At 71.2% G+C, this 23,129-nt stretch carries 19 protein-coding genes; 4 read left to right on the forward strand and 15 right to left on the reverse strand.

What is annotated here, in order from left to right; translation table 11 throughout:
- The 4 genes from OG568_RS12250 to OG568_RS12265 all read right to left on the reverse strand — a co-directional run bounded on the left by OG568_RS12250 (position 1) and on the right by OG568_RS12265 (position 4,215).
- Positions 1–1,284, reverse strand: a complete 1,284-nt coding sequence (locus OG568_RS12250; protein ID WP_266587729.1) for an aspartate aminotransferase family protein — start codon at positions 1,282–1,284, stop codon at positions 1–3.
- Positions 1,281–2,123 (reverse strand): nitrilase-related carbon-nitrogen hydrolase, encoded by an 843-nt coding sequence (locus OG568_RS12255; RefSeq protein WP_266428739.1) that lies wholly within the window; start codon positions 2,121–2,123, stop codon positions 1,281–1,283. Before OG568_RS12255 ends, OG568_RS12250 begins: the two co-directional genes overlap by 4 nt.
- Before the next feature lie 236 nt (positions 2,124–2,359).
- Positions 2,360–3,886 (reverse strand): hypothetical protein, encoded by a 1,527-nt coding sequence (locus tag OG568_RS12260; RefSeq protein ID WP_329531495.1) that lies wholly within the window; start codon positions 3,884–3,886, stop codon positions 2,360–2,362.
- 56 nt (positions 3,887–3,942) lie between these two features.
- Complete coding sequence (locus OG568_RS12265; protein ID WP_266587725.1) at positions 3,943–4,215, reverse strand: helix-turn-helix domain-containing protein; 273 nt, start codon at positions 4,213–4,215, stop codon at positions 3,943–3,945.
- Between the two features lie 32 nt (positions 4,216–4,247).
- Between OG568_RS12265 and map the strand changes: the two genes are divergently transcribed.
- Positions 4,248–5,015 (forward strand): type I methionyl aminopeptidase, encoded by a 768-nt coding sequence (gene map / locus OG568_RS12270; protein ID WP_329531496.1) that lies wholly within the window; start codon positions 4,248–4,250, stop codon positions 5,013–5,015.
- A 45-nt stretch (positions 5,016–5,060) separates the two neighbouring features.
- Here map and ggt read toward each other — a convergent pair whose 3' ends face one another.
- Positions 5,061–6,872: a gamma-glutamyltransferase gene (gene ggt, locus OG568_RS12275; protein WP_329531497.1), complete on the reverse strand. Its 1,812-nt coding sequence runs from the start codon at positions 6,870–6,872 to the stop codon at positions 5,061–5,063.
- Between the two features lie 104 nt (positions 6,873–6,976).
- Here ggt and OG568_RS12280 point away from each other — a divergent pair, with 104 nt between their 5' ends.
- Together OG568_RS12280 and OG568_RS12285 are read left to right on the forward strand one after the other, a co-directional pair.
- On the forward strand, positions 6,977–7,735 hold the full coding sequence (locus OG568_RS12280; RefSeq protein WP_329531498.1) for a hypothetical protein: 759 nt from the start codon (positions 6,977–6,979) through the stop codon (positions 7,733–7,735).
- Positions 7,736–7,851: 116 nt separating this feature from the next.
- Entirely contained in the window at positions 7,852–9,420 is a 1,569-nt protein-coding gene (locus OG568_RS12285) for a CocE/NonD family hydrolase (protein WP_329362500.1), read from the forward strand.
- Between the two features lie 51 nt (positions 9,421–9,471).
- On the opposite strand, the gene OG568_RS12290 is transcribed toward OG568_RS12285, so the two are convergent.
- The 8 genes from OG568_RS12290 to pcaDC all read right to left on the reverse strand — a co-directional run bounded on the left by OG568_RS12290 (position 9,472) and on the right by pcaDC (position 16,199).
- Entirely contained in the window at positions 9,472–10,362 is an 891-nt protein-coding gene (locus OG568_RS12290; protein ID WP_329531499.1) for an amino acid ABC transporter permease, read from the reverse strand.
- Positions 10,359–11,003, reverse strand: a complete 645-nt coding sequence (locus OG568_RS12295) for an amino acid ABC transporter permease (protein WP_329531500.1) — start codon at positions 11,001–11,003, stop codon at positions 10,359–10,361. The genes OG568_RS12290 and OG568_RS12295 overlap by 4 nt, the downstream gene beginning before the upstream one ends.
- A gap of 11 nt (positions 11,004–11,014) precedes the next feature.
- Complete coding sequence (locus OG568_RS12300) at positions 11,015–11,932, reverse strand: glutamate ABC transporter substrate-binding protein (RefSeq protein ID WP_266630610.1); 918 nt, start codon at positions 11,930–11,932, stop codon at positions 11,015–11,017.
- Positions 11,933–11,948: 16 nt separating this feature from the next.
- Entirely contained in the window at positions 11,949–12,692 is a 744-nt protein-coding gene (locus OG568_RS12305; RefSeq protein ID WP_266428765.1) for an amino acid ABC transporter ATP-binding protein, read from the reverse strand.
- Between the two features lie 139 nt (positions 12,693–12,831).
- A complete protein-coding gene (locus tag OG568_RS12310) occupies positions 12,832–13,272 on the reverse strand; it encodes a DUF6278 family protein (protein ID WP_329531501.1) in 441 nt (146 codons plus the stop codon).
- 57 nt (positions 13,273–13,329) lie between these two features.
- Entirely contained in the window at positions 13,330–14,109 is a 780-nt protein-coding gene (locus OG568_RS12315; RefSeq protein WP_329531502.1) for an exodeoxyribonuclease III, read from the reverse strand.
- 70 nt (positions 14,110–14,179) lie between these two features.
- Positions 14,180–14,815 carry an MBL fold metallo-hydrolase gene (locus OG568_RS12320; protein WP_266428772.1) on the reverse strand — a complete coding sequence of 212 codons (636 nt, stop codon included), beginning with the start codon at positions 14,813–14,815 and terminating at the stop codon, positions 14,180–14,182.
- Positions 14,816–14,885: 70 nt separating this feature from the next.
- Entirely contained in the window at positions 14,886–16,199 is a 1,314-nt protein-coding gene (pcaDC, locus tag OG568_RS12325; RefSeq protein WP_443075166.1) for a bifunctional 3-oxoadipate enol-lactonase/4-carboxymuconolactone decarboxylase PcaDC, read from the reverse strand.
- A gap of 322 nt (positions 16,200–16,521) precedes the next feature.
- Between pcaDC and OG568_RS12330 the strand changes: the two genes are divergently transcribed.
- Positions 16,522–18,030, forward strand: a complete 1,509-nt coding sequence (locus tag OG568_RS12330; RefSeq protein ID WP_329531503.1) for a CoA-acylating methylmalonate-semialdehyde dehydrogenase — start codon at positions 16,522–16,524, stop codon at positions 18,028–18,030.
- Between the two features lie 39 nt (positions 18,031–18,069).
- On the opposite strand, the gene OG568_RS12335 is transcribed toward OG568_RS12330, so the two are convergent.
- Positions 18,070–20,187 (reverse strand): SWIM zinc finger family protein, encoded by a 2,118-nt coding sequence (locus OG568_RS12335; RefSeq protein WP_443077620.1) that lies wholly within the window; start codon positions 20,185–20,187, stop codon positions 18,070–18,072.
- Positions 20,184–23,042 carry a DEAD/DEAH box helicase gene (locus OG568_RS12340; protein ID WP_329536336.1) on the reverse strand — a complete coding sequence of 953 codons (2,859 nt, stop codon included), beginning with the start codon at positions 23,040–23,042 and terminating at the stop codon, positions 20,184–20,186. The genes OG568_RS12335 and OG568_RS12340 overlap by 4 nt, the downstream gene beginning before the upstream one ends.
- Positions 23,043–23,129 lie beyond the last annotated feature (87 nt).

The raw sequence follows: 23,129 nt of genomic DNA on the forward strand, positions 1-23,129 counted from the left end.
TTACTGGAGACACCTCAGCGCGTGCTCGAGGATCGCCGCGCCCTCCTCCGCCTCCGCGACGGTGAGGGAGAGCGGCGGTGCGAGGCGCAGCACGCTGGTGTTGTGACCGCCGCCCTTGCCGATCAACAGGCCTTCCTGGCGGGCCGCTTCGAGCACGGCGGCGGCACCTTCGGGGTTCGCCTCGTCGGTGCCGGGCTTGACCAGCTCGACGCCGATCATCAACCCGCGCCCGCGTACCTCCCGTACGTGGTCGAGCGGTACGGAGATCGCCCGCAGCCGCTCGCCGAGCAGGCCGCCGACGCGCCGGGCGTTGCCCTGGAGGTCGTGTTCGAGGAGGTACGTGAGGTTCGCCAGGCCCGCGGCCATCGTGACCGGCGAGCCGCCGAAGGTCGAGATGGAGTTGGAGTCGAGGCAGTTCATGATCTCGGCGCGGGCGACGACGCCGCCGATGGACATGCCGTTGCCGATGCCCTTGGCGAAGGTGAGCATGTCCGGCGGACCGGCGGCGGCGTGCGCCTGCCAGCCCCAGAAGTGCTCGCCGGTGCGGCCCCAGCCGGTCTGCACCTCGTCGGCGATCCACAGGATGCCGTGCTGGTCCAGGACCTCGCGGAAGGCCGCGTACAGACCGTCGGGCGGAGTGGTGAAGCCGCCGACGCCCTGGATGGGTTCGGCGATGAGGGCGGCGGGCGGGCGGACGTGTCCGAGCAGGTCCTTGAGGTCGTCGACGCAGGCCGCGATGAACTCGGCGTCGCCGAGCTCGGCGTAGGGGCCGCGGGTGCGGACGCCGCCGTGGACGTACAGCGTCTGGAGCGGCGAGAGGGAGGTCGGCGACCAGCCCTTGTTGCCGGTGATGCCGACCGAGCTGAAGGAACGGCCGTGGTAGCTGTTGCGCATCGCCAGGATCTGGTTGCTCTGCCGGTAGGCGGTGGCGAGCAGCAGGGCCGTGTCGTTGGCCTCGGTGCCGGAGGTGGTGAAGAAGACGCGGGCGTCGGGGATGCCGGACAGCTGGGCGATCCGCTCGGCGAGGTCGACCATCGGCCGGTTGAGGTAGAGCGTGGAGGTGTGGATGATCCGTCCGGCCTGCTCGCTGACGGCCTTCGTCACCTCGGGCAGGGCGTGCGCGGTCATCGTCGTCAGGATGCCGCCGAAGAAGTCGAGGTACTTGTTGCCCTCGGCGTCCCAGACGTGGCGGCCCTCGCCGTGGGTGATCTCGATCGGGTTCTCGTAGTAGAGGGCCAGCCAGTCGGGCAGGACGGCCTTGTGACGTGCGTACAGGTCGCTCACGGCTGCACCAGCCCCTCGTATGCGTCGGGCCGCCGGTCGCGGTAGAACGCCCATTGTTGGCGGACCTCCTCGATCAGGTCGAAGTCGAGGTCACGGACGATCAGTTCCTCGGCCTTGTCGCTGGCCGTCTCCCCCACGAACTGGCCGCGCGGGTCGACGAAGTACGAGGTCCCGTAGAAGTCGTTGTCGCCGTACTCCTCCTGTCCGACCCGGTTGATCGCGGCGATGAAGTACTCGTTGGCGACGGCCGCGGCGGGCTGTTCCAGCTGCCAGAGGTAGGCGGAGAGGCCACGGGAGGTGGCGGAGGGGTTGTAGACGAGCTGGGCGCCGTTCAGGCCGAGCTGTCGCCAGCCCTCGGGGAAGTGGCGGTCGTAGCAGATGTACACGCCGATCCTGCCCACCGCGGTGTCGAAGACCGGCCAGCCCAGGTTGCCCGGTTTGAAGTAGTACTTCTCCCAGAAGCCCTTCACCTGCGGGATGTGGTGCTTGCGGTACTTGCCGAGGTAGGTGCCGTCGGCGTCGATCACGGCCGCGGTGTTGAAGTAGAAGCCGGACTGCTCGACCTCGAACACGGGCACCACGATGACCATGCCGGTCTCGCGCGCGAGCTCCCGCATACGAGTGACGGTGGGCCCGTCGGGAACCGGCTCCGCCCAGCCGTAGTGCTCGGGCTCCTGGACCTGGCAGAAGTAGGGGGCGTTGAAGACTTCCTGGAATCCGATCACCTTGGCGCCCTGCCGGGCCGCCTCGCGGGCGTGCTCCTCGTGCTTGGCGACCATGGATGCGGTGTCGCCGGTCCAGGTGGCCTGGACCAGAGCGGCGCGTACGACGTTGGCCATGAGCTGCTCCTTCGACGAGACGTCAGAGAGCCTCTACGCCCGTAGACAAAGGCGGTAGAGGCTCGAAAGTAAGCCCAGCGGACAGCCTTGCCAAGACCATCGCCGTTAACCCGCTGAGTCGATCACGTTTCGCACCCCTGTGGGTGAGCGGCCGATCCGGTGGGTCACGGCTCGACGGGCTCAGGAATGCCTTCCCGGATCACTCGGGCGGCGAAACCGGCCACGCCCCCACGCTCTCAGGCCGTGAACCCGGCCACCCTCAACGCGTGCACCAGGTCCCAGTGGCGCTCCTCGGAGACACCCTTGGCGGCCGCCAGCAGCAGCGGCACCAGACGCCCCGGGTCGGCCTCCGCGCTGCGGGCCGCCTCCTCCGGGGTGCGGACCCGGACGTACGCGTCGAGCAGCGCCCGGATCTCACGCTGCCGCCCCTCCTCCGCCAGGCTCAGCACGGCGGTCCCGATCTCGTGAGCCGGGCGGGCGACGCCCTGGCGCAGCATCTGCCGGCCGTCGGCGTCGCGGCCGGCCGCGACGAGCGCGTCCGCGGCGCCGACCAGCCGGTCGGCGGGGAGTGAGGCGGCCTCCCAGAGCAGGGTGGCCCAGTCCGCGTCGAGGCCCGCCCGGTGCAGTTCGGCGGCGAGCAGCGGGAAGCGGTCGGAGGGCCAGTACGCGGCCTCCACGAGCACGCCGTGCGCCTCGCCGCCGCGGCCCTCGCGACGCAGCCGGATCAGGGTCCGCACGGTCTCGGCGGTGGCCCGCCGCGCGTCCTCGTCCAGCGCCTCGGTGCGCGCCTCGGCCCGTTCCTCGGTCCGCGGCTGCGCCGGTGCCCCGGCGGCACCCGCGAAACGGGCCCCACGGGGGCTACGGCCGCCCGGCGCGGCCGGGGCGGACACGGGCGGGGTCGCCGTCTCCGGGACGGCCACAGGGGCCGCCTCGGCCTCCATCATCCCGGCGAAGCGGGCGCCGCCGCGGGGGCGACGCTTGGAACGCTGTCTGGGGACGGGGGTGGCAGTCGGGGTGGGTTCGGCGTCGCCCGGACCGAGGGCGGTACCGGCACTGATACCAGCACTGGTGCCGGTATCTGCCTGGTCGTACGGACCGGGACGGGCGGCTGCCGAGTCGCTTCTGGCCGATCGGGCGGCCGCCGGATCGTACGGCCCGGAACCGGGGGTCGCCGGGTCTCGCGGCGCCACGCGGACGACACCGCCGCCCGCGCCCCCGGAAAAGTCGAACGCGCCCGATGCGTGGGTACGCAGGGCGCGGCGGTCCAGGTTGTCCATCCGGTGGCGGAGTTCGACGCATCGGACGGTGGCCCGTTCGTGGTCGTCGTGGGCCCAGGCCAGGTCGAGCCGGACGGCGTCGGCCTCCTCGTGGGTGGTGGCCGTCTGGAGCTGCCGGCTCAGTTCGGCCTGGCGCTCCGCCGCGTAGCGCTGTTCGCGGAGCATGACGTCGAGACGGTCACCGAGGGCGTCCCGGCCGCCCGGGCGGCCGTCGTACGCGGCGAGCGAGGCGCCGTGCAGGGAACGGGCGCGCTGGGCCTCCTGGGCCGCGATCTGGGGGCCCTGCTCCGCGGTGAGGTCCTGGAGGAGCGACTCCACGACGTCCCACGGTGGCACTTCCCAACCGTCCAGACAGGCTCGCATGCCGTCGGGGTCACGCTGCCAGAACACCGCGCACCAGCCGCCGTCCTGATCGAGCCGTTTCATCAGCCCGTTCAGGTAACTCGCGAACTCCCGTACTTGACCCGGGAGTTGTTCCACCGCCATCACACAACTCCCCGCCCGACTGGAGTACTCCGGTCGGGTAGAAAACACCCTCCGTGTTACGGAATCGCTACGGGGAGTTTTCGGGCCGAACGCAGAGTCCTGTGATCCAGGTCATCCATGGACAGCCCGAGCGCCCTCGCCAGCGCCGCGACGGTGAAGAAGGCGGGGGTGGGAGCCCGTCCGGTCTCGATCTTGCGCAGGGTCTCGGCCGAGATCCCGGCGGTCGCCGCGACCTCCACCATGCTGCGGCCGCCGCGCGCCTCGCGCAGCAACCGCCCGAGGCACTCGCCGCGTTCGCGCTCTTCGGGGGTCAGGGGGTTACGTACCATGGACCCATTCTAATACCGGTATAGTAATTGGCATGGTGGAACTCAAGACGGACACGTCGATCGACGCGATGTACGAGGCGGGGCAGGTCGTGGGCCGGGCGCTCACGGCGGTGCGTGAGGCGGCGGACGTGGGCGTCTCGTTGCTGGAGCTGGACGGGGTCGCCCACCAGGTGCTGCGCGAGGCGGGCGCCGGCTCCCCCTTCCTCGGTTACCGGCCCTCCTTCGCTCCCACCCCTTTCCCCGCGGTCATCTGCGCCTCGGTGAACGACGCGATCGTGCACGGCATCCCGACCGGCTACCGGTTGCGGGACGGCGACCTGGTCTCCATCGACTTCGGGGCCGAACTGGACGGCTGGGTCGGCGACTCGGCGATCAGCTTCATCGTGGGCGAGCCGCGCGCGGCCGACGTGCGGCTCGTGGAGACCGCGGAGCGGGCCCTCGCGGCGGGCATCGAGGCGGCCGTCGTCGGCAACCGGATCGGGGACATCGCACACGCCGTCGGCACGGTGTGCCGCGCGGCGGGGTACGGCGTCCCGGACGGCTTCGGAGGCCACGGCGTGGGCCGCCGCATGCACGAGGACCCGCCCGTCCCGAACGAGGGCCGCCCGGGCCGCGGCCTCCCCCTGCGCCACGGCATGGTGCTCGCGATCGAGCCCATGCTCATCGGCGGTGGCAGCGACGGCTTCCACGCGGCCCCCGACGGCTGGACCCTGCGCACCGACGACGGCTCCCGCGCGGCCCACACCGAACACACCGTGGCCATCACCCGGACGGGCCCGCGCATCCTCACGGCCCGCTGATCCCCACCGGCGCACCGACGTCGACGAGCGCGCGGGCGCCGCTCACTACGACGCCGGTCGCACCACCATCGCCGAGCCGCCGCCGCGCCGCACCTTCTCGGCCGCTGCCAGCCACTGTCCGTTCGGGAGGCGTTGGACGCCTGTCGCGGCGCCGATCTCGGGGTTGAGCTTGAAGGAGTGGCCGAGGGACTCGAGCTGGGTCCGCAGGGCGCTGTCGTACAGGCCGGGTTCGAGTTCGGTCTGGGCCGCGTTGCGCTGGCTCGCGCGCGGGGCGGCGATGGCGTCCACCAGGGGCAGGCCCCGGTCCAGGAACTCCGTGAGCGTCTGCAGGACGGTGGTGATGATGGTCGCGCCGCCGGGCGAACCGAGCGCCACCACGGGCCGGTTGTGCCGGTCCAGGACGATCGTCGGGGAGATCGACGAGCGCGGGCGCTTGCCGGGGCCGGGCAGGTTCGGGTCATGGACGGCCGGGTTGGCCGGGGTGAAGGAGAAGTCCGTCAGCTCGTTGTTGAGGAGGAATCCGCGTCCCGGGACGGTGATCCCGCTGCCGCCGGTCTGCTCGATGGTGAGGGTGTAGGAGACGACGTTGCCCCACTTGTCGGCCACCGTGAGATGGGTGGTGTTCTCGCCCTCGTACGTCGTCGGGGCGGCCGTGCCGCCGGTGGAGCAGGCCGCCGGATGACGCGGGTCGCCCGGCGCGAGCGGGCTCGTCAGGACCGCGTCGTCCTTGATCAGGCAGGCGCGCGAGTCGGCGTACTTCTGTGAGAGGAGTTCCTTCGTGGGAACGTCCTCGAAGGCGGGGTCACCCACCCAGCGCCCCCGGTCCGCGAACGCGATCCGACTGGCCTCGATGTAGTGGTGCAGGTACTGGACCTCGCTCGCCTTCGAAAGGTCCGTCTTCTCAAGGATGTTGAGCGCCTCGCCGACCGTCGTGCCGCCGGAGGAGGAGGGAGCGATCGAGTAGACCTTCAGGCCGCGGTACGACGTCTCCGTCGGGGACTGCCGCTTCGCCCGGTAGGCCGCCAGGTCCTTCGAGGACAGCTTGCCGGGGCGGGCGTTGTAACCCGAACCCGGATCCACCGGGGGCTTGTTCACGGTGGCGACGATGTCCTTGCCGAGGTCGCCGTGGTAGATCGCGCCGACGCCCTCTTTGCCCAACTCCTCGTATGTGCGGGCGAGATCGGGGTTGGTGAAGGTCGAGCCGACCACGGGGAGCGAACCGCCGGGCAGGAACAGCTTCGCGGTGTCGGGGAAGTTCTTGAAGCGGGCCTGGTTGGACTCGGTCTGCGAGCGGAAGGTCGCGTCGACCGTGAACCCGTCGCGCGCGATCCGCTCGGCGGGCTTCAGTACGCTCCCGAGCCGCTTGCTGCCCCAGCTGTCCAGTGCCGTCTGCCAGGTGGCGGGCGTGCCCGGTGTGCCCACGCCCAGCCCGCTGGTGACGGCGTCCGCGAAGGCGAGCGGCTGGCCGTTCTCCAGGAAGAGCCCCGAGTCGGCGGTCAGCGGCGCCGTCTCGCGGCCGTCGATCGTGTGCACCGTACGGGACTTGGCGTCGTAGTAGACGAAGTAGCCGCCCCCGCCGACGCCGGAGGAGTACGGCTCGGTGACGCCGAGGGCCGCCGCCGTGGCGACCGCCGCGTCCACCGCGTTGCCGCCCTTCTTCAGGACCTCGATCCCGGCGGCGGAGGCGTCGGCGTCGACACTGGCCACGGCGCCGCCGTAGCCGACGGCGACCGGCACCTTCGCCGGGGTGGTACGGGAGGAGGCCGTCACGGCGGTGGGTGGCGCCGCCGCGCCGACCGACACCACCGCGGCCGAAACCGCCAAGACCGCCAGATTCCGCGCAACAGGGCGACGCATCCGTACCTCCAGTCAACAGCCGTCCGCGCAGCGTAACTTCACCGCCGCCCTCCCGTCAGGACCCCCTCGAACACCGGTCCGCACTCCCGCTACCATGCGCGCCCATGAATGACGACGTGCGCAACATCGTTCTCGGCGTGGTCGCCGCCGCCATCAGCGCCGCGCTCGGCTGGCTCGCCCGCACCTACCTCTGGAAACGGAAGCTCCGCCGAAAGCAGGCCTTCTTCGGGCTGCCCGACAACTCCGAGTCGCTGCTCGTCGTCAACCGAGACGCGGGCAGCCCCGACCTCGCGGTACACCGCTACGACGTGTTCGCACTCCTGGAACTCTCCGCGCTCATCAAGGACTGCGGCGCGCACGCCGAGGTGATCACCCAGGACGCGGCCCGACAGGGCTTCGGAGAGCGGACGGAGTTCTGCGTCGGCGGCCCGGGGTCGAATCGGCGCATGGCCGCCCACATGAACGCCATGCTGCCCGGGGTACGCGTGAACACCGACCCGGAACCGGGCCCGGACCGACTGGCGTTCCAGATCGGCAGCGAGCGCTACCGCATGGAGTCCGGCCTGATCGAATACGTGCTGCTGGCACGGCTCACAGCCGGGCAACCCAGCCTGACCCGTCCCGTCTTCCTCTTCTGCGGGCAGCGCGCGATCACCAACCAGGCGGCGACCCGCTATCTCGCCCGCAACCACGAGCGTCTGGCGCGCAAGCACGGCAGCAACTCCTTCATCTTGCTCCTGAAGGTCGTGAATTCACAGGCGTACGGACCCGATGTCGTCGAACTCGTCGCCGATGTGACCCGGGCCGCCCAGACCCCGCTGCCGACACCTGCGCCAGCCCCCAACTCCCACCGCGCCTCGTAGATTTCACCGCCCTCCGACAATCTTTACCCGTGCGTAACTTACCGACGGGTTACTTCCGGTAAGGCGGCGAGGTTACCGTCGGGTCACATTCTACTGACACGAGTGAGGAGTGGCCCGTGGGACAGCATCGCCATGCCCTGCGCACATCCGCCGTCGGTGCCGTGTCCGCGGCCCTGATCGCCGGTACCGCCCTCGGGCTCGCCCCCACCGCCCAGGCGGCCTCCGCCGGCGTCCGCTTCGTCGACATCGCCGGAGACGGCGGCACGGTCCTCAAGGCCAACGTCGTCACCCCCGCGGGCGCCGACGGCAGCCGCAGGTACCCGCTCCTCGTCATGCCGACGAGCTGGGGCCTGCCCCAGGTCGAGTACCTCGCACAGGCCCAGAAGCTCGCCGACTCCGGCTATGTGGTGCTCACGTACAACGTGCGCGGCTTCTGGCAGTCCGGCGGCGAGATAGAAGTGGCGGGACCGCCCGACGTGGCCGACGCCTCCAAGGTGATCGACTGGGCGCTGGCGAACACCCCGGCCGACGCCCAGAAGGTCGGCATGGCGGGCGTCTCCTACGGCGCCGGGATCAGTCTGCTCGCCGCCGCGCACGACAAGAGGATCAAGGCGGTCTCCGCCATGAGCGGCTGGGCCGACCTCATCGACTCGATCTACTCGGGCCGCACCCAGCACTCCCAGGCCACCGCCCTGCTCGGCGTCGCGGGGGCCATCACCGGGCGCCCGAGTGCCGAACTCCAGCAGACGCTTCTGGACTTCTTCGCCTCGAACTTGTCGAAGGAGCAGGAGATGATCGCCTGGGGGAAGAAACGTTCCCCCGAGACTTATGTCGACCAGCTCAACAAGAACGGCGCGGCCGTCTTCATGGCCAACGGCTGGGGCGACACGATCTTCCCGCCCAACCAGTACGCCAGGTTCTACGAGGAGCTGACCGGCCCCAAGCGGCTGGAGTTCCGCCCCGGCGACCACGCCACCGCCGAGGTGACCGGCCTGTTCGGGCTCCCCAACGACGTGTGGACGGACACCGGCCGCTGGTTCGACCACTACCTCAGGGGCGTCGACAACGGCATCGACCGTGAGCAGCCCGTCCAGCTCAAGCCCCGCACCACCGGCGCCTACGAGGGCTACCCGGACTGGAAGTCGGTCGGCGCGACCAGGAAGAAGATCGCCCTCGCGGGCACCACCACGATCCACACCAACGTCGACTCGGGCGCGGACGGCGGGATCATCTTCCTCTCCAGCATCCTCGACCAGATCGCCCAGGTGCCCCCGATGGCGTCGATCCCGCTGCTGCCGCGCCGCTGGGCGGCCGTCTGGCAGTCGGAGAAGTACCCGAGCGTCCAGCGAGTGCGTGGAACCACCACGCTGCACACCACGCTCACTCCGACCAAGGAGAGCGGCACCCTCGTCGCCTACCTCTACGACGTGGGCCCGCTCGGCCTCGGCAAGCTGGTCAGCAACGCGCCGTACACCTTCCACGGGCAGACGCCCGGAGAGCCGTTCGGCGTCGACCTGGAGCTGTACTCCACGGCCTACGACGTCCCGGCAGGGCATCGGCTCGCCCTGGTCGTCGACACGGTCGACCCGCTCTACATCGAGCACAACCCGTCCGGCGCGCAGCTGACCTTCTCCTCACCGGCGAACGACCCGTCCTACGTGTCCGTTCCCCTGCGCGAGCAGTGATCTCCGGCTGCTGTCGCCGGCCGGGACTGACCCTGTGAGCTGCTGGTCCCCCTACTGTCTCGGGGCTGTGGGGGGACCCCCACCCGGCAGCAGCGTCCCTTTTTCGGCCGGTGCCACATGCACGGCCTCGGTCTTGGGACTGCGCTGCTCCCGCCGGGACACCCACTGGGCGAACCAGGAGAGCAGCATGCACATCCCGATGTAGATCGGCGAGATCACCATCACCACGGGGATGAACGGCAAATCGTAGTCGAGGTTGGAGGCGATCAGTTTCCCGGCGTGGAGGAACTCCTCGTAGGTGATGAGATAACCGAGCGAGGTGTCCTTCAGGGCCACCACCAGTTGGCTGATGATGGCGGGCAGCATGGCCCGCACGGCCTGCGGGACGAGGACGTACGTCATGACTTGGGTCTTGCGCATACCGAGCGCGAACGCGGCCTCCCGCTGACCGCGTTCGACGGCGTTCACCCCGGAGCGGAAGACCTCGGCGAGCACCGAGCCGTTGTAGAGCGTCAGCCCCGCGACCAGCGCGGGCAGCGGCTGGACCTTCAGCGCCACGAAGATGAAGAAGATCATCACCAGTACGGGCATGGCACGGAAGAACTCGACGACCAGCGCGGCGATCCAGCGCACCGGACGGTGGTCGGACAGGCGTCCCGTCGCGAGCACGGTGCCCAGCGCCAGCGAGAGCACCGCGGCCATCACGAAGGCCTTCAGCGTGTTGCCCAGGCCCCGCAGCAGCAGTTCCTGAATGCCCTTGTACTCGAACGGCATCCACTTCGTGTACGTGAACTGGCCGGTGTCGAAGAGGAGATAGAGGATCCAGCCGACCAGGGCGAGGATCAGAACGGTGGACACGGCTGCGTAGAGCCGGTGCCGTTGCCGGGTCCTGGGTCCGGGGACGTCGTACAGGGCGGTGGATTCGGGGGCAGTGGCGGTCATCGGGCGACTCCCCAGCGCTGTTCGAGGTAGTTGAAGATCGCGCTGATGGTGAGGGTGATGATCAGATAGCCGACGGCGATCCAGATGAAGGTCCAGACGATGTTGTAGCCGAGTTCGCTCAGCGTCTTGTAGGTCCCGAGCAGTTCGTTGACGCTGAACGCCCCGGCGATCGCCGAGTTCTTGGCGAGGGCGATCAGCGTGGAGCCGATCGGCGGGATCACGGAGCGGAATGCCTGCGGAAGGACGACCACGGACAGCGTCTGGCTGAAGGTCATGCCGAGGCTGCGGGCCGCCTCGCCCTGCCCCTTGGGCACGGTGTTGATGCCCGAGCGCAACGCCTCGCAGATGAACGCGGAGGTGTAGCAGCCGAGCGCCAGGACCGCGAACACCTCGAAGGGCAGCACGAGTCCGAACCGGGGCAGCCCGAGCAGCACGGCGAAGAACAGCAGGGTGAGCGGGGTGTTGCGCAGCACGGTCACCCACACCGTGCCGAAGGCCCGCAGGGAGCCGACCGGCGCGACCCGGAACGACGCCATCAGGAAGCCGAGCACGAGGGCCAGCACGCTCGCGTAGACGGTGAGTTCGACCGTGCCGAGGAATCCCTCGGCGAAGGTGTGGAAGTTGTCGATCAGTACGTTCACATCGGCCTCGCTCAGCTCGCCGGGTAGCGGTCGATGGCGGGCGGGGTGGGCGCCGGCACTCCGGAGAGCCCGAGCGTCGCCTCGTACGCCCTCTTCCAGTCGCCGTTCTTCTCGCGGGCCGCCAGCGCGTCGTCGAGCGCGAACCGCAGCGCGTTGTCGTCGCGCGGAACGCCGATGCCGTACGGCTCCTTCGAGAACGGCTTGCCGACGACCTTGAGCTCGTCGGGCACCTTCGCCGCGTAGCCGATCAGGATCGCGTCGTCGGTGGTGACGGCGTCGACCTGGTACGTGAGCAGGTTGTCGACGCAGACCGAGTAGGTGTCGTAGGCGACGAGCGTCGCCTTCGGGTAGTCGGTCTGGATGCGCTGGTACGGCGTCGAACCGGCCGCCGAGCAGACGCGTTTGCCGGCGAGGTCCTGGGGGCCGTGGATGTCGTTCTCGTCCTTGCGTACGAGCAACGACTGACCGGCCATGTAGTAGGGGCCCGCGAAGCCGACGAGCTTCTTGCGGTTGTCGTTGATGGTGTAGGTGCCGACGTAGAAGTCGATCTGGCCGTTCTGCAGGGCGGTTTCGCGGTTGGCCGAGGCGATCGTCTTGAAGCGGATGGTGCTCGGGTCGAAGCCGAGCGAGGCCGACATCATCCTGGCGATCTCGATGTCGAAGCCGGAGTAGGTGCCGCTCGCCGGGTCCTTCTCGCCCAGGTACGGCTGGTCCTCCTTGACGCCGATGTTGAGGTAGCCGCGCTTCCTGGCCCTCTGCCAGGTGGGCGAGGAGGGGAGCTCGAAACCTTCTGCCACCTGGTAGTGGGGCAGTTTGCCGGCGGCGGGTCCCTTGGTGGGCGGGCTGCCCTCCTTGCCGCAGGCGGCCGTCAGCAGCGCGATGCACACGAGGACGGCCACGGCGAGGCGCGTACGTGTCGTACGGATCATGGTCGTACTCCCCCGCCTAGTGCTTGAGGATCTTGGAGAGGAAGTCCTTGGCGCGGTCGCTGCGCGGATTGGTGAAGAACTCCTCGGGGGCGCGGTCCTCGACGACACGGCCGTCCGCCATGAAGACGACGCGGTTGGCGGCGGAGCGCGCGAAGCCCATCTCGTGGGTGACGACGACCATGGTCATGCCGTCGCGCGCGAGCTGCTGCATGACTTCGAGGACCTCGTTGATCATCTCGGGGTCGAGTGCCGAGGTCGGCTCGTCGAACAGCAGGGCCTTGGGGTCCATGGCGAGGGCGCGGGCGATGGCCACGCGCTGCTGCTGGCCGCCGGAGAGCTGCGCCGGGTACTTCGGGGCCTGGGAGGCGAGGCCCACGCGGTCCAGGAGTTCGAGGGAGCGCCGGTCGGCCTCGTCCTTCTTGCGGCCGCGGACCTTGATCTGGGCCAGCGAGACGTTCTGCAGGACCGTCTTGTGGGCGAAGAGGTTGAAGGACTGGAAGACCATCCCGACCTCGGCGCGGAGCCTGGCGAGCGCCTTGCCCTCGTCCGGCAGCGGCTGCCCGTCGAGCCTGATGGCTCCGGACTCGATGGTCTCCAGCCGGTTGATCGCCCTGCACAGGGTTGACTTGCCCGACCCCGAGGGGCCGATGACCACGACCACCTCCCCCTTGCCGACGGTGAGGTTGATGTCCCGGAGGACATGGAGCTCGCCGAAGTGCTTGTTCACGTCCTGCAGTTCGATCAAAGGATCGACAGCCATGCCCGGCCCTACCCACTCTCAGCTGTGTCGCAGAAGCCGCAAACTATCCGGGTGAGGAGTAGCCAAATACACGACACGCACTTTTCGGGCATTAGCCGTATTTATAAAGTTTATGTTTTATGGCGTCACGGTCGGCGGGTTATCCCTCCGCCACCTCCGCGTACAGCTGCGAGAGTTCGGGGACGCCGCTGGACGCCCAGGTGTGGCCGGAGGCGACGACATCGATCTCCCGGCCGGAGGCCAGCCGCACCGCCGGGTGGCCGTTGGGCCAGATCTCCCAGCGGGCGCCGGTGACCGTGCGCACGATGACCGAACCCAGATAGAGCCCCGCGTCGTTGCCGAGCCACGGCAGGCTCTCCTCGTCGTCGCGCCAGCGCGGCAGCAACTGGTCCAGCGCCTCCAACGAGGCCACGGAGTCGTCGAGTTCGACACCCGCCTGATTCGCCTGCGAGCGCAGCAGCTCGCATTCGGAGAGGAGTTCGGCGACGCCCTCGGAGTCATGATCACCGTCGGAGAACACCGCGACGCCGAAGGCGGGACCGTGCTTCTTGCGCCAGGTGCCCAGGAAAGGGATGTTCATACGCCCAGCGTGACATTCGCACTCCAGGTCGCACCACAGGCGCGCCCCGACGGGCCCTCACACGTCGAGGTCCACCACGACGGGCGCGTGGTCCGACGCCCCCTTGCCCTTGCGCTCCTCACGGTCCACATAGGCGTCGGTGACCGCCTTGGCGAACGGCTCGTTGCCGTAGACCAGGTCGATGCGCATGCCGCGGTTCTTGGGGAAGCCGAGCTGACGGTAGTCCCAGTACGTGAACGGGTGGTCGTACTTGAGGGGCCGCGGAACCACGTCCGACAGGCCCGACTCACGCAGCGAGGCGAGGGCGGCGCGCTCGGCCGGGGTGACGTGGGTGGCCCCCTCGAAGAGGGAGATGTCCCAGACGTCGTCGTCCGTCGGCGCCACGTTGTAGTCACCCAGCACGGCGAAGGGCCGGCTGCCCGCCGCGTCGCCCGCGACCGCGGCCTTGAGGGCCTCGAACCACTGAATCTTGTAGGCGTAGTGGGGGTGGTCCACCTCGCGTCCGTTCGGCACGTACACCGACCAGACGCGGACCGGGCCGCAGGTGGCGGAGACCGCCCGGGGCTCCTCGACGCCCTCGTAACCGGGGCCGCTGGGCAACCCCTTGACCACGTCCTCGAGGCCGACGCGGGAGATCACCGCCACGCCGTTCCACCGCCCGGTCGCGTGGACCGCCGTCTCGTAGCCCAGCTCACGCAGCTCGTCGACGGGGAACTGCTCGGCGGCGACCTTGGCCTCCTGGAGGCACAGCACGTCCGTGCCGCTGCTCTCCAGCCAGGCCAGCAGCCTCGGGAGGCGAGCGGTGATCGAGTTCACGTTCCAGGTCGCGATGCGCATGCCTCACAACCTACCGGGCGGGTACGACAACGGGTCGCCGTGCCCGCCCGGTGCCCCCATCCGCGGATGCTCAGAGCTCCGCCGACGCCCCCGGTGCGAGCCGCAGGTGCTCGGAGCCGCCCAGGGAGCCGATCTGGTGGTCGTAGATCGGGCGCGCGAGGTCCGTCAGGAGCGCGTCGTGGATGTCGTAGGCGCGCTGCGGCTTCACCTCGCGGACGTAGTCGATGACCTCGGCGATCTTGTTCCACGGCGCCATGACCGGGAGCATCAGCGTCTCGACCGGCTGCTCCGGGACGGTGAGGGCGTCGCCCGGGTGGAAGACACGGCCGCCGTCGATGAGATAGCCGACGTTCGTGATGCGCGGGATGTCCGGGTGGATCACGGCATGCAGTTCGCCGTGCACCTGGACGTCGAAGCCCGCGGCGGTGAACGTGTCACCGTGGCCGACGGTGTGCACCCGGCCCGGGAAGGCCGCGGAGATCTTCTCCGCGACCGACTTCAGGGTCCAGATCTCGGCACCCGGGTTGGACTCCAGCCCTGCCCGGAGCCGGTCCTCGTTGAAGTGGTCGAGGTGCTCGTGCGTGACCAGGATCGCGTCCGCGCCGACGGCCGCGTCCTCCTCGGTGAAGGTCCCCGGGTCGATGACGAGCGTGCGCCCGTCCTTCTCGAGGCGGATGCAGGCATGCGACTTCTTCGTGAGCTTCATGGGTCCATCCTCCCCCTCCCGGTGCCACCGAGGGCCGCTGAGACAGGTGCTCCCGGTACCAGGCTCAAGATCACTCCTGGGGGGTCGTCTCCTCCCGGATGACCTGCTGCGCCACCTTGAAGGCGCTGTTGGCGGCCGGGACACCGCAGTAGACGGCCGCCTGGAGGAGCACCTCCTTGATCTCGTCCGGGGTGAGGCCGTTACGGAGGGCGGCGCGGGTGTGGAAGGCGAGCTCGTCGAGATGGCCGCCCGCGACCAGCGCCGTGAGCGTGACACAGCTGCGCGCACGCCGGTCGAGGCCGGGCCGGTCCCAGATCTCGCCCCACGCGTAGCGCGTGATGAACTCCTGGAAGTCCCCGGAGAACGCGTCCGCCGAGGCCAGCGCCCGGTCCACATGCGCGTCGCCCAGCACCTCGCGGCGCACCTTGATCCCGGCGTCGTAGGGGTCCGGCCTGCCCAGGGCCTCGGGCTGTACGACGGCCGGGGCGATCTCGGCGACAGGCGCGACCGGCGGCGGCGCCGTGAGCACCGGCTTGACCGGGGCGGCGAGGATGGCCATCTGGCCTGTGGTCGAGTCGTAGGCGGGCTGCCAGGCGGTGGAGAAGTGCCGTACGAGCAGGTCGGTGACCGCGGCCGGCTGCTCCACGGGGACCAGGTGCGAGGCGCCGGGTACGACGGCGAGGCGGGCGTCCGGTATCCCCGCGACCAGCGTGCGGGCCTCGGCGGGCCCGGTGACCTGGTCGTCGGAGCCGACGAGGACGAGAGTGGGCACGCCGATGCGGCCCAGTTCGGCGCGTACGTCGAAGGCGGCGAGCGCCTCGCAGGCGGCGATGTAGCAGCCGGGGTCGGTGGTACGCACCATCTGTACGGCCCACTCGGTGATCGCGGGCTGCGCGGCGGCGAAGCCGCTCGTGAACCAGCGCTCGGGCGAGGATCGCGCGATCGGGTCCAGCCCGTTGCTGCGCACGATCACTCCGCGCTGCCGGAACTCGTCGGCCGAACCGAAGCGGGGCGAGGCGGCGATCACGGCGAGCGAGGCGATCCGCTCCGGATGACGCAGGGCCAGTTCGATGCCGATGGCGCCGCTGAACGCGCAGCCCGCGTAACCGAAGCGCTGCACGCCGAGCGCGTCGAGGGTGGCGAGCAGCCGGCCCGCGAGTTCGGTGATGGAACCCGTCGGGTAGGCGGGGGCGCCGCCGTGGCCCGGCAGGTCGAACCGGAAGATCCGCCAGTTCTTGGACAGCTCGGGTATCTGCCGGTCCCACATGTGCCATGTGGTGCCGAGGGACGGTCCCAGGACCAGGACCGGGGCGTGGTCCGGCCCGTCAAAGCGGTATTGCAGGTTTTCGGCGTTCGTGTCACTCACCTGCCCACGCTCCCACATCTCACCATTTCCCACGGGAGGGGGTCGCGACGCTTGCCAAACCTCCCCAGGGTCTTGTACGCCCTCACACGCAACCGCCGACACCAGTAGTGACCCACGCCACGACAGTGTGGGACCTGAGGAAGGCACTTCGAGCCCTGCGGCTCCGAAGCGCCTGTGCGTGCGGATCAGAGCGGTAGCTTCGATTTCAGCAGTCAGCCCTCCCGGCAGGGAAGGCGTGTCCACGGCCGAGACCGCGGACCGTCCGGCTGAAGTCCAGGCCCGTGAGGTGAACGACAGGAACCTCACCGCCCGCCGCCGTCACCTTGAAGGAGTTCCGCCGATGAAGACCGTCACCCACTGGATCGGTGGCAAGCCCTTCGGAGGCGCCGCGGGCGCCTCCGGCACCTGGGGCCCCGTGACCGACCCCGCGACCGGAGAGGTCACCGCACAGGTCGCGATGGCCGGCGCCGACGAGGTCGACGCCGCGGTCGCCGCGGCGAAGGAGGCCTACGCCACCTGGCGCACGTCCTCGCTCGCCCAGCGGATCGCGATCCTCTTCCGCTACCGGGAGCTGCTGAACGCGCGCCGCGACGACCTCGCCGCGCTGATCACCGCCGAGCAGGGCAAGGTCCACGCGGACGCGCTGGGCGAGGTGGCCCGGGGCCTGGAGATCGTCGAACTGGCCTGCGGGCTCGGCATGGCGCTCAAGGGCGACACGTCCACGGAGGTCTCGAGCAACGTCGACGTGGCGTCGATCCGCCAGCCGCTCGGCGTGATCGTCGGCATCTCACCGTTCAACTTCCCCGCGATGATCAGCATGTGGATGTTCCCCATGGCGATCGCCTGCGGGAACACCTTCGTCCACAAGCCGAGCAGCAAGGCCCCCTCCGCGTCCATGCTCCTCGCGGAACTCGCGGCCGAGGCCGGCGTGCCCGACGGTGTGCTCAACATCGTGCACGGCGACGAGGTCGCGGTGAACGCGCTGCTCGACCACCCGGACGTGGCGGCCGTGTCGTTCGTGGGCTCCACGCCGGTCGCCCGCCACGTCTACACCAGGGCGTCCGCCGCCGGCAAGCGCGTCCAGGCCCTCGGCGAAGCGAAGAACCACATGCTGGTGCTGCCCGACGCCGACCTCGACGCGGCGGCCGAGGCCGCCGTGACGGCCGCCTACGGCTCCGCGGGCCAGCGCTGCATGGCGGTCTCCGTGGTGGTCGCGGTCGGCTCGGCGGGCGACCCGCTGGTGTCCCGGATCGCCGAGCGGGCCAAGAAGGTCAAGATCGGCCCGGGCAACGACCCGACGTCCGAGATGGGCCCGCTCATCACCAAGGCGCACCGCGACCAGGTCGCGGACTACGTCGCGGGCGCGGCCGCCCAGGGAGCCGACGTGGTGCTCGACGGCAGGGACTTCACCGTCGAGGGCCTGGAGAACGGGCACTGGATGGGCGTCTCGCTCCTCGACAGGGTCCGCGCGGGCTCGGACGTCCACCGCAACGAGATCTTCGGCCCCGTCCTGTGCGTGCTCCGCGCGGAGACCTACGAGGAGGCCATGGACATCATCAACGGCTCCCCGTTCGGCAACGCCGGCTCGATCTTCACCCGCGACGGCGGCGCGACCCGCCGGTTCCAGCTGGAGGTCGAGACCGGCATGGTCGGCGTGAACGTGCCGATGCCGGTGCCGGTGGGCTACCACTCCTTCGGCGGCTGGAAGGACTCGGCCTTCGGCGACCACCGCATGTACGGCAGCGAAGCCGTCCACTTCTACACGCGCGGCAAGGTCATCACGAGCCGCTGGCCGGACCCGGCCGAGGTGGCGGCCGGTCCGGACCTGGGCTTCCCCGCGTCCCGCTGACCGCCCCGGGCCCGCCCGCGCGGACTCCCCTGGGGCGCGTCAGAGCTCGCCGGGAGCGCCAAGGCCCGTGAGGGCGCCGACCGGGTCGAGATCGGGGGTTCCCCGGGGCCACCAGTCCTCCTGGCCCGGTTCCGATTCGTAGGCGTACCAGAGGCCGTCGTGGCCCAGGCGCAGCTGGACGTGGCCGCGGGGGTGGGTGAGGTGATTGCGCCAGGGGCGGAAGGCGGGCAGGTCGGCAGCCAGGAGGAGCGGGCGGGCCCGGTCGAAACGGCCCGCCGGAGGGTCCCAGGGCTCTTCCAGGACGCAGAGCCCTTCGAGTCCGCCCTGCCGCCAGGCGGCGACCGCGCGCGCCAGGTCGGCGGGGGTGCGTCCGGCGGCGGAGGCCAGCGAGGCGTAGAGGGCGCGGGTGGCGCCGGTGAGACCGGAACCCGGGCGGGCGGCGGCGAGCCGTACCGCGTCCTGCCAGAGCGTCAGCTCCGCGACCGGGTCGCGGCCCGTGGTCAGCAGCGCGTGCGCGCGGGCTGCCGCGTCCGTGGCCAGCTGGTCCAGCGCGAAGGGGTCCGGGCCGCCCGGCGCGCCCGGGTAGGCCGGCGGCTGCTCGGGGTGCGCGGGGGCGGGCAGCGGTGCCGGGAGGAGCGGCAGCGTCCGGAGCGCAAGGGCGTCACGGGCCCGTACGCCGGGCAGCGGCGCCGACGGCTGTTCCTGGGCGGCGCGGGCCGCGCGGGTCGCGTTGCGGCGGGACAGCGCGTCGAGCAGCTCTCGCTCGCCCCGGCCGCGCAGCAGAAGCAGCACGAAGGGGTCCTCGTCGAGCAGACGTGCCGTCTGGTAACAGAGGGCGGCCACGTGTTTGCAGGGATGGCCGTAGTCGGGGCAGCTGCACTGCGGTGCGAGATCCCCGGGGCCGGGGAGCAGATCGACTCCGCAGTCCGCGAGCGACTTGGGCATCTCCTTGTCGAGCAGCGCCGCGATGTGCCCGGGGCGCTCGGCGGCCGCGTCGAGGAAACGGTCCCAGTCGGCGTCCTCCAGCGTCCGCAGTCTGACCTGTACGCGATACGGCCGTGGACGGCTCCCGTGGACATAGGCCAGCACCAGTCCCGGTGTGACCGTGATGGCGTCGACATGCCCCCGGTCGGCGTACGCCCGTCCGCGCGCCAGCCGCGCCGCGTCCAGGGCGCCCTCTTCAAGGGCGCTCACCCAGGCGTTGCCCCACCACGTCTCCGCGAAGGCGTCCGGGGCCGTGTGCGAGGTGCGGGCGGGGAGGGCTTCGAAGGTGCGGCGCAGCTCGCCGTCGCGGCGCGGGGATGCCATGGAGCGTGGCAGGGCGGCGGGGGGCGGGTCCGCGAGGGTCTTGGGTGACTCGGTCGGCTCAGACGACTCGCGTGACTCGTCCGGGTGCGCCGAACGGTGGCTTTCCCTCTCCGTGCCGGTCTCAAGATCGGTCTCGACGTCGATCCTGGCGTCGGTCCTGGCGTGGGCGTACGCCGGACGTCCGGTGACGGTTTCCTCGCGCGGCGTCCTGGAGGCGGGCAGTTCGAAGGCCTCCGCGAGCACCTCTCCTACGTCGCGGACCCGGCCTCCCCGGTCGGGGTCCGGTCGGCCGCGCCGGGCCCGCGAACCGGCCGACGCGCGGTCGGCGGACCGGTGTGCGGTCCCGACTCCCTTGGTCTCGGCCGCGGTCCGCGCCTGTCTGGCCTCCGTACGCGCCACGCGCAGTGCCTCGCGGGCGATGTCACCGGGGCGCGCGCCGGTCGCGGGCGCGTCGGCGGACGGCGCGTCCGCCGTCTCCGCCTGGGCGGGCGGCCGTACCGCGTCGGGTTCGGCATCTGGGTCGGTCTCCGGATCCGGCACCGCGTCCATACCCGCACTGGGGCCCGGGTGTGTGTCGCTCCCTCTCCCGGCGGCGCGACGCAGGGCTTCCCTGGCCGCGTCGCCCGGTCGGGCCGCCGGGGAGGCCGTCCTGTCGGACCGCGAACCCGGCTCGTCCCCGGCCGCCGCACCCCGATTGTCGCGCTCCCGCGCGGCCCGCAGCGCGCGACGCGCCTCGTCGGCGGGGCGCGGCCCGGCCGCAGGACGTGACGCCTCGGCATCCGGCGCGTCAGCGTCCGGCGCGTCGGCATCCCCGTTCACCGGCCGCGTCTCCTCCTCCGGCCCGCTCACGACGACCTCCGCAGTGACACCAGGTCCGACAGCTCGCGGTCGGTCAGTTCGGTCAGGGACGCCTCTCCGGAGCCCAGGATGGCGTCGGCGAGCGCCCGCTTCGCTTCGAGCATCTCGGCAATGCGGTCCTCGATCGTGCCCTCGGTGATGAGCCGGTGGACCTGGACGGGCTGGGTCTGGCCGATGCGGTAGGCGCGGTCGGTGGCCTGTTCCTCGACGGCCGGGTTCCACCAGCGGTCGAAGTGGACGACGTGGCCCGCCCGGGTGAGGTTCAGGCCGGTGCCCGCGGCCTTGAGGGACAGCACGAGGATCGGGGTGGCCCCGCTCTGGAAGCGGTCCACCATGTGTTCGCGTTCGGCGACCGGGGTGCCGCCGTGCAGGAGCTCCACCGGGACGGCGCGCGTGGTGAGGTGGGCGGTGATCAGCCGGGCCATCCCCACGTACTGGGTGAAGACCAGCGCCGAGCCGTCCTCGGCCAGCAGCGTGTCCAGCAGCTCGTCGAGCAGGGCGAGTTTGCCGGAGCGGGCGGAGGGGCCGTGGGCGGCCGCCCTGGCGTCCTCCTTCAGGAAGAGCGCCGGGTGGTTGCAGATCTGCTTGAGGGAGGTGAGGAGCTTCAGGACGAGGCCGCGGCGGGCGATGCCCTCGGCGGTCTCGATGGCGAGCATCGACTCGCGGACCACGGCCTCGTAGAGGGAGGCCTGCTCGCGGGTCAGCGGGACCGGGTGGTCGGTCTCCGTCTTGGGGGGGAGTTCGGGGACGATCCCGGGGTCGGACTTCTTGCGGCGGAGCAGGAAGGGGCGGATCAGCCGGGCCAGACGGGCGACCGCCTCCTCGTCCTCGCCGTTCTCCACCGCACGCGCGTGCCGGGCGCGGAAGGACTTGAGGGGGCCGAGCAGGCCGGGGGTCGTCCAGTCCAGCAGGGCCCACAGCTCGGAGAGGTTGTTCTCCACAGGGGTGCCGGTGAGGGCCACGCGCGCGGGGGACGGGATGGTGCGCAGGGCTTTCGCCGTCGCCGAGTAGGGGTTCTTGACGTGCTGGGCCTCGTCCGCGACGACCATGCCCCATGTCTGCTGGGCGAGCCGGGGCGCGGCCGAGCGCATCGTGCCGTAGGTGGTGAGGACGAAGCCGCCGTCGAGGTCTTCCAGGGTGCGGTCGGGGCCGTGGAAGCGGCGGACGGGGACGCCGGGCGCGAACCGGGTGATCTCCCGCTGCCAGTTGCCCAGCAGCGACGCCGGGCAGACGACGAGGGTGGGTTCGCTGTGGGCCCGACGCAGGTGCAGGGCGATGACGGTGATGGTCTTGCCCAGGCCCATGTCGTCGGCGAGACAGCCGCCCAGGCCGAGCGAGGTCATGAGGTCCAGCCAGGCGAGGCCCCGCAGCTGGTAGTCCCGCAGCCGGGCCTGGAGTCCCGGGGGCGGCTCCACGGGGGTGACGCCGGCCGTCAGGCGGTCGCGCAGCGCGGCGAGGGCGCCGACCGGCACCGCCTCGACCGTCTCGCCGTCGACCTCGGCGGTGCCGGTGAGCGCCACGGACAGTGCGTCGACCGGGTCGAGCAGACCCAGCTCCCGCTTGCGGGCCTTGCGGACGAGGGCGGGGTCGACGAGGACCCACTGGTCGCGCAGCCGGACGACCGGGCGGTGCGCCTCGGCGAGGGCGTCCATCTCGGCCTCGGTGAGCGGATCGCCGCCGAGGGCCAACTGCCAGCGGAACTGGAGTAGTTCCTCGCTCTCGAAGAAGCCGGTGCCGTCCGTGGCCGAGCCGGGCGCGGGGCGCACCACGGCGGCGGCGCTGAGGTCGTGGGCGAGGTCGCGGGGCCAGTGGACGGCGACGCCGGCCGCGCCGAGGCGGGTCGCGGCGATGCCGAGCAGGTCGGAGAGCTCCTCTTCGGTGAGTGCGAGGACGTCGGGCACGTCCTGTTCGGACAGCCGGTCGAGGGGCGGCCAGACGCGGGCCGCCCGGCGCACGGCGAGCGCCGCGTCGACGCGCGCGCGGGGTCCGAAGGTCGCGTCGGCCTCGCCCGCCCACAGGGCCGCGGCGTCGACGACGAGGGTGGGGTCGGCGAGGCTGTGCACCTGGACGACGGCGGCGCCCGCGCGGTGCGCGCTCTCGCCGTCGTCGAAGAGCTGGTACGCCGAAAGATCCAGACGGAGCGAGATCCGTACGCCCGCGTCCATGCCGGCGGCGACCTCGGCGGCCCAGTCGTGGGCTCCGGGCAGTCGCTGCGGCTCTCTGGCCGCGAACGGTTTCCCGGAGGTGTGGGGAGCGGCGGGGGTGCGCGGCAGGGTGTCGGCGACCGCGTCGAGGAAGGAGCGCATCAGCGCTTCCGGGTCGGGCAGCCGGAGAGGGCCCTTGCCGGGGAGCGGGACGGCATGCCCTTCGTACGGGAGGGCGGCGGCCACGGCCCGGAGGTGGGCGATGTCGTCCGGGTCCAGTGGGCCCGCGCGCCAGGCGTCGTGGCCCTCCGGGGTGAGTCCGGGCAGCAGCCGGCCCCGCGCGACGAGCCGCAGCGCGTGCAGCGCGGCCGCGCCCCAGCAGGTCGTGGCCGGATGCGCGGCGCGGTCGTGACGGGCCCCGGCGAGCAGCGGCAGGGCTTCGGCGATCGGCAGGGTCAGCGCGGGGACGGTGCCGCGGCGGGCTCCGGAGCCATGCGCTCGTACCACCGTCAGCTCGACCGGCTCGACGGACGACGTGCTCTCGGCGGGCGACGCGCTCCCGGCGCCGTCGCCGGACGGCAGCGGCCCGCCGTCCGGGTCCCAGAAGGCGACGCGCCCCTCGCGTGGCAGGGGGGCGGGCAGGAAGACGGCGGCAAGCCGCACCGGCACAGCCGTATCGGTCCTCACGGCCTCGTCGCCCATACGTCCGGTCACCTCCGCCCCTCGGTCGAATCAGTCGCCTTCGACTCTACGGGCGGCCTCTGACAATCGGTCCCGGCGGTGGCCCCG

The sequence above is a fragment of the Streptomyces sp. NBC_01450 genome, from assembly GCF_036227505.1.
Classification (GTDB): Bacteria; Actinomycetota; Actinomycetes; order Streptomycetales; family Streptomycetaceae; genus Streptomyces.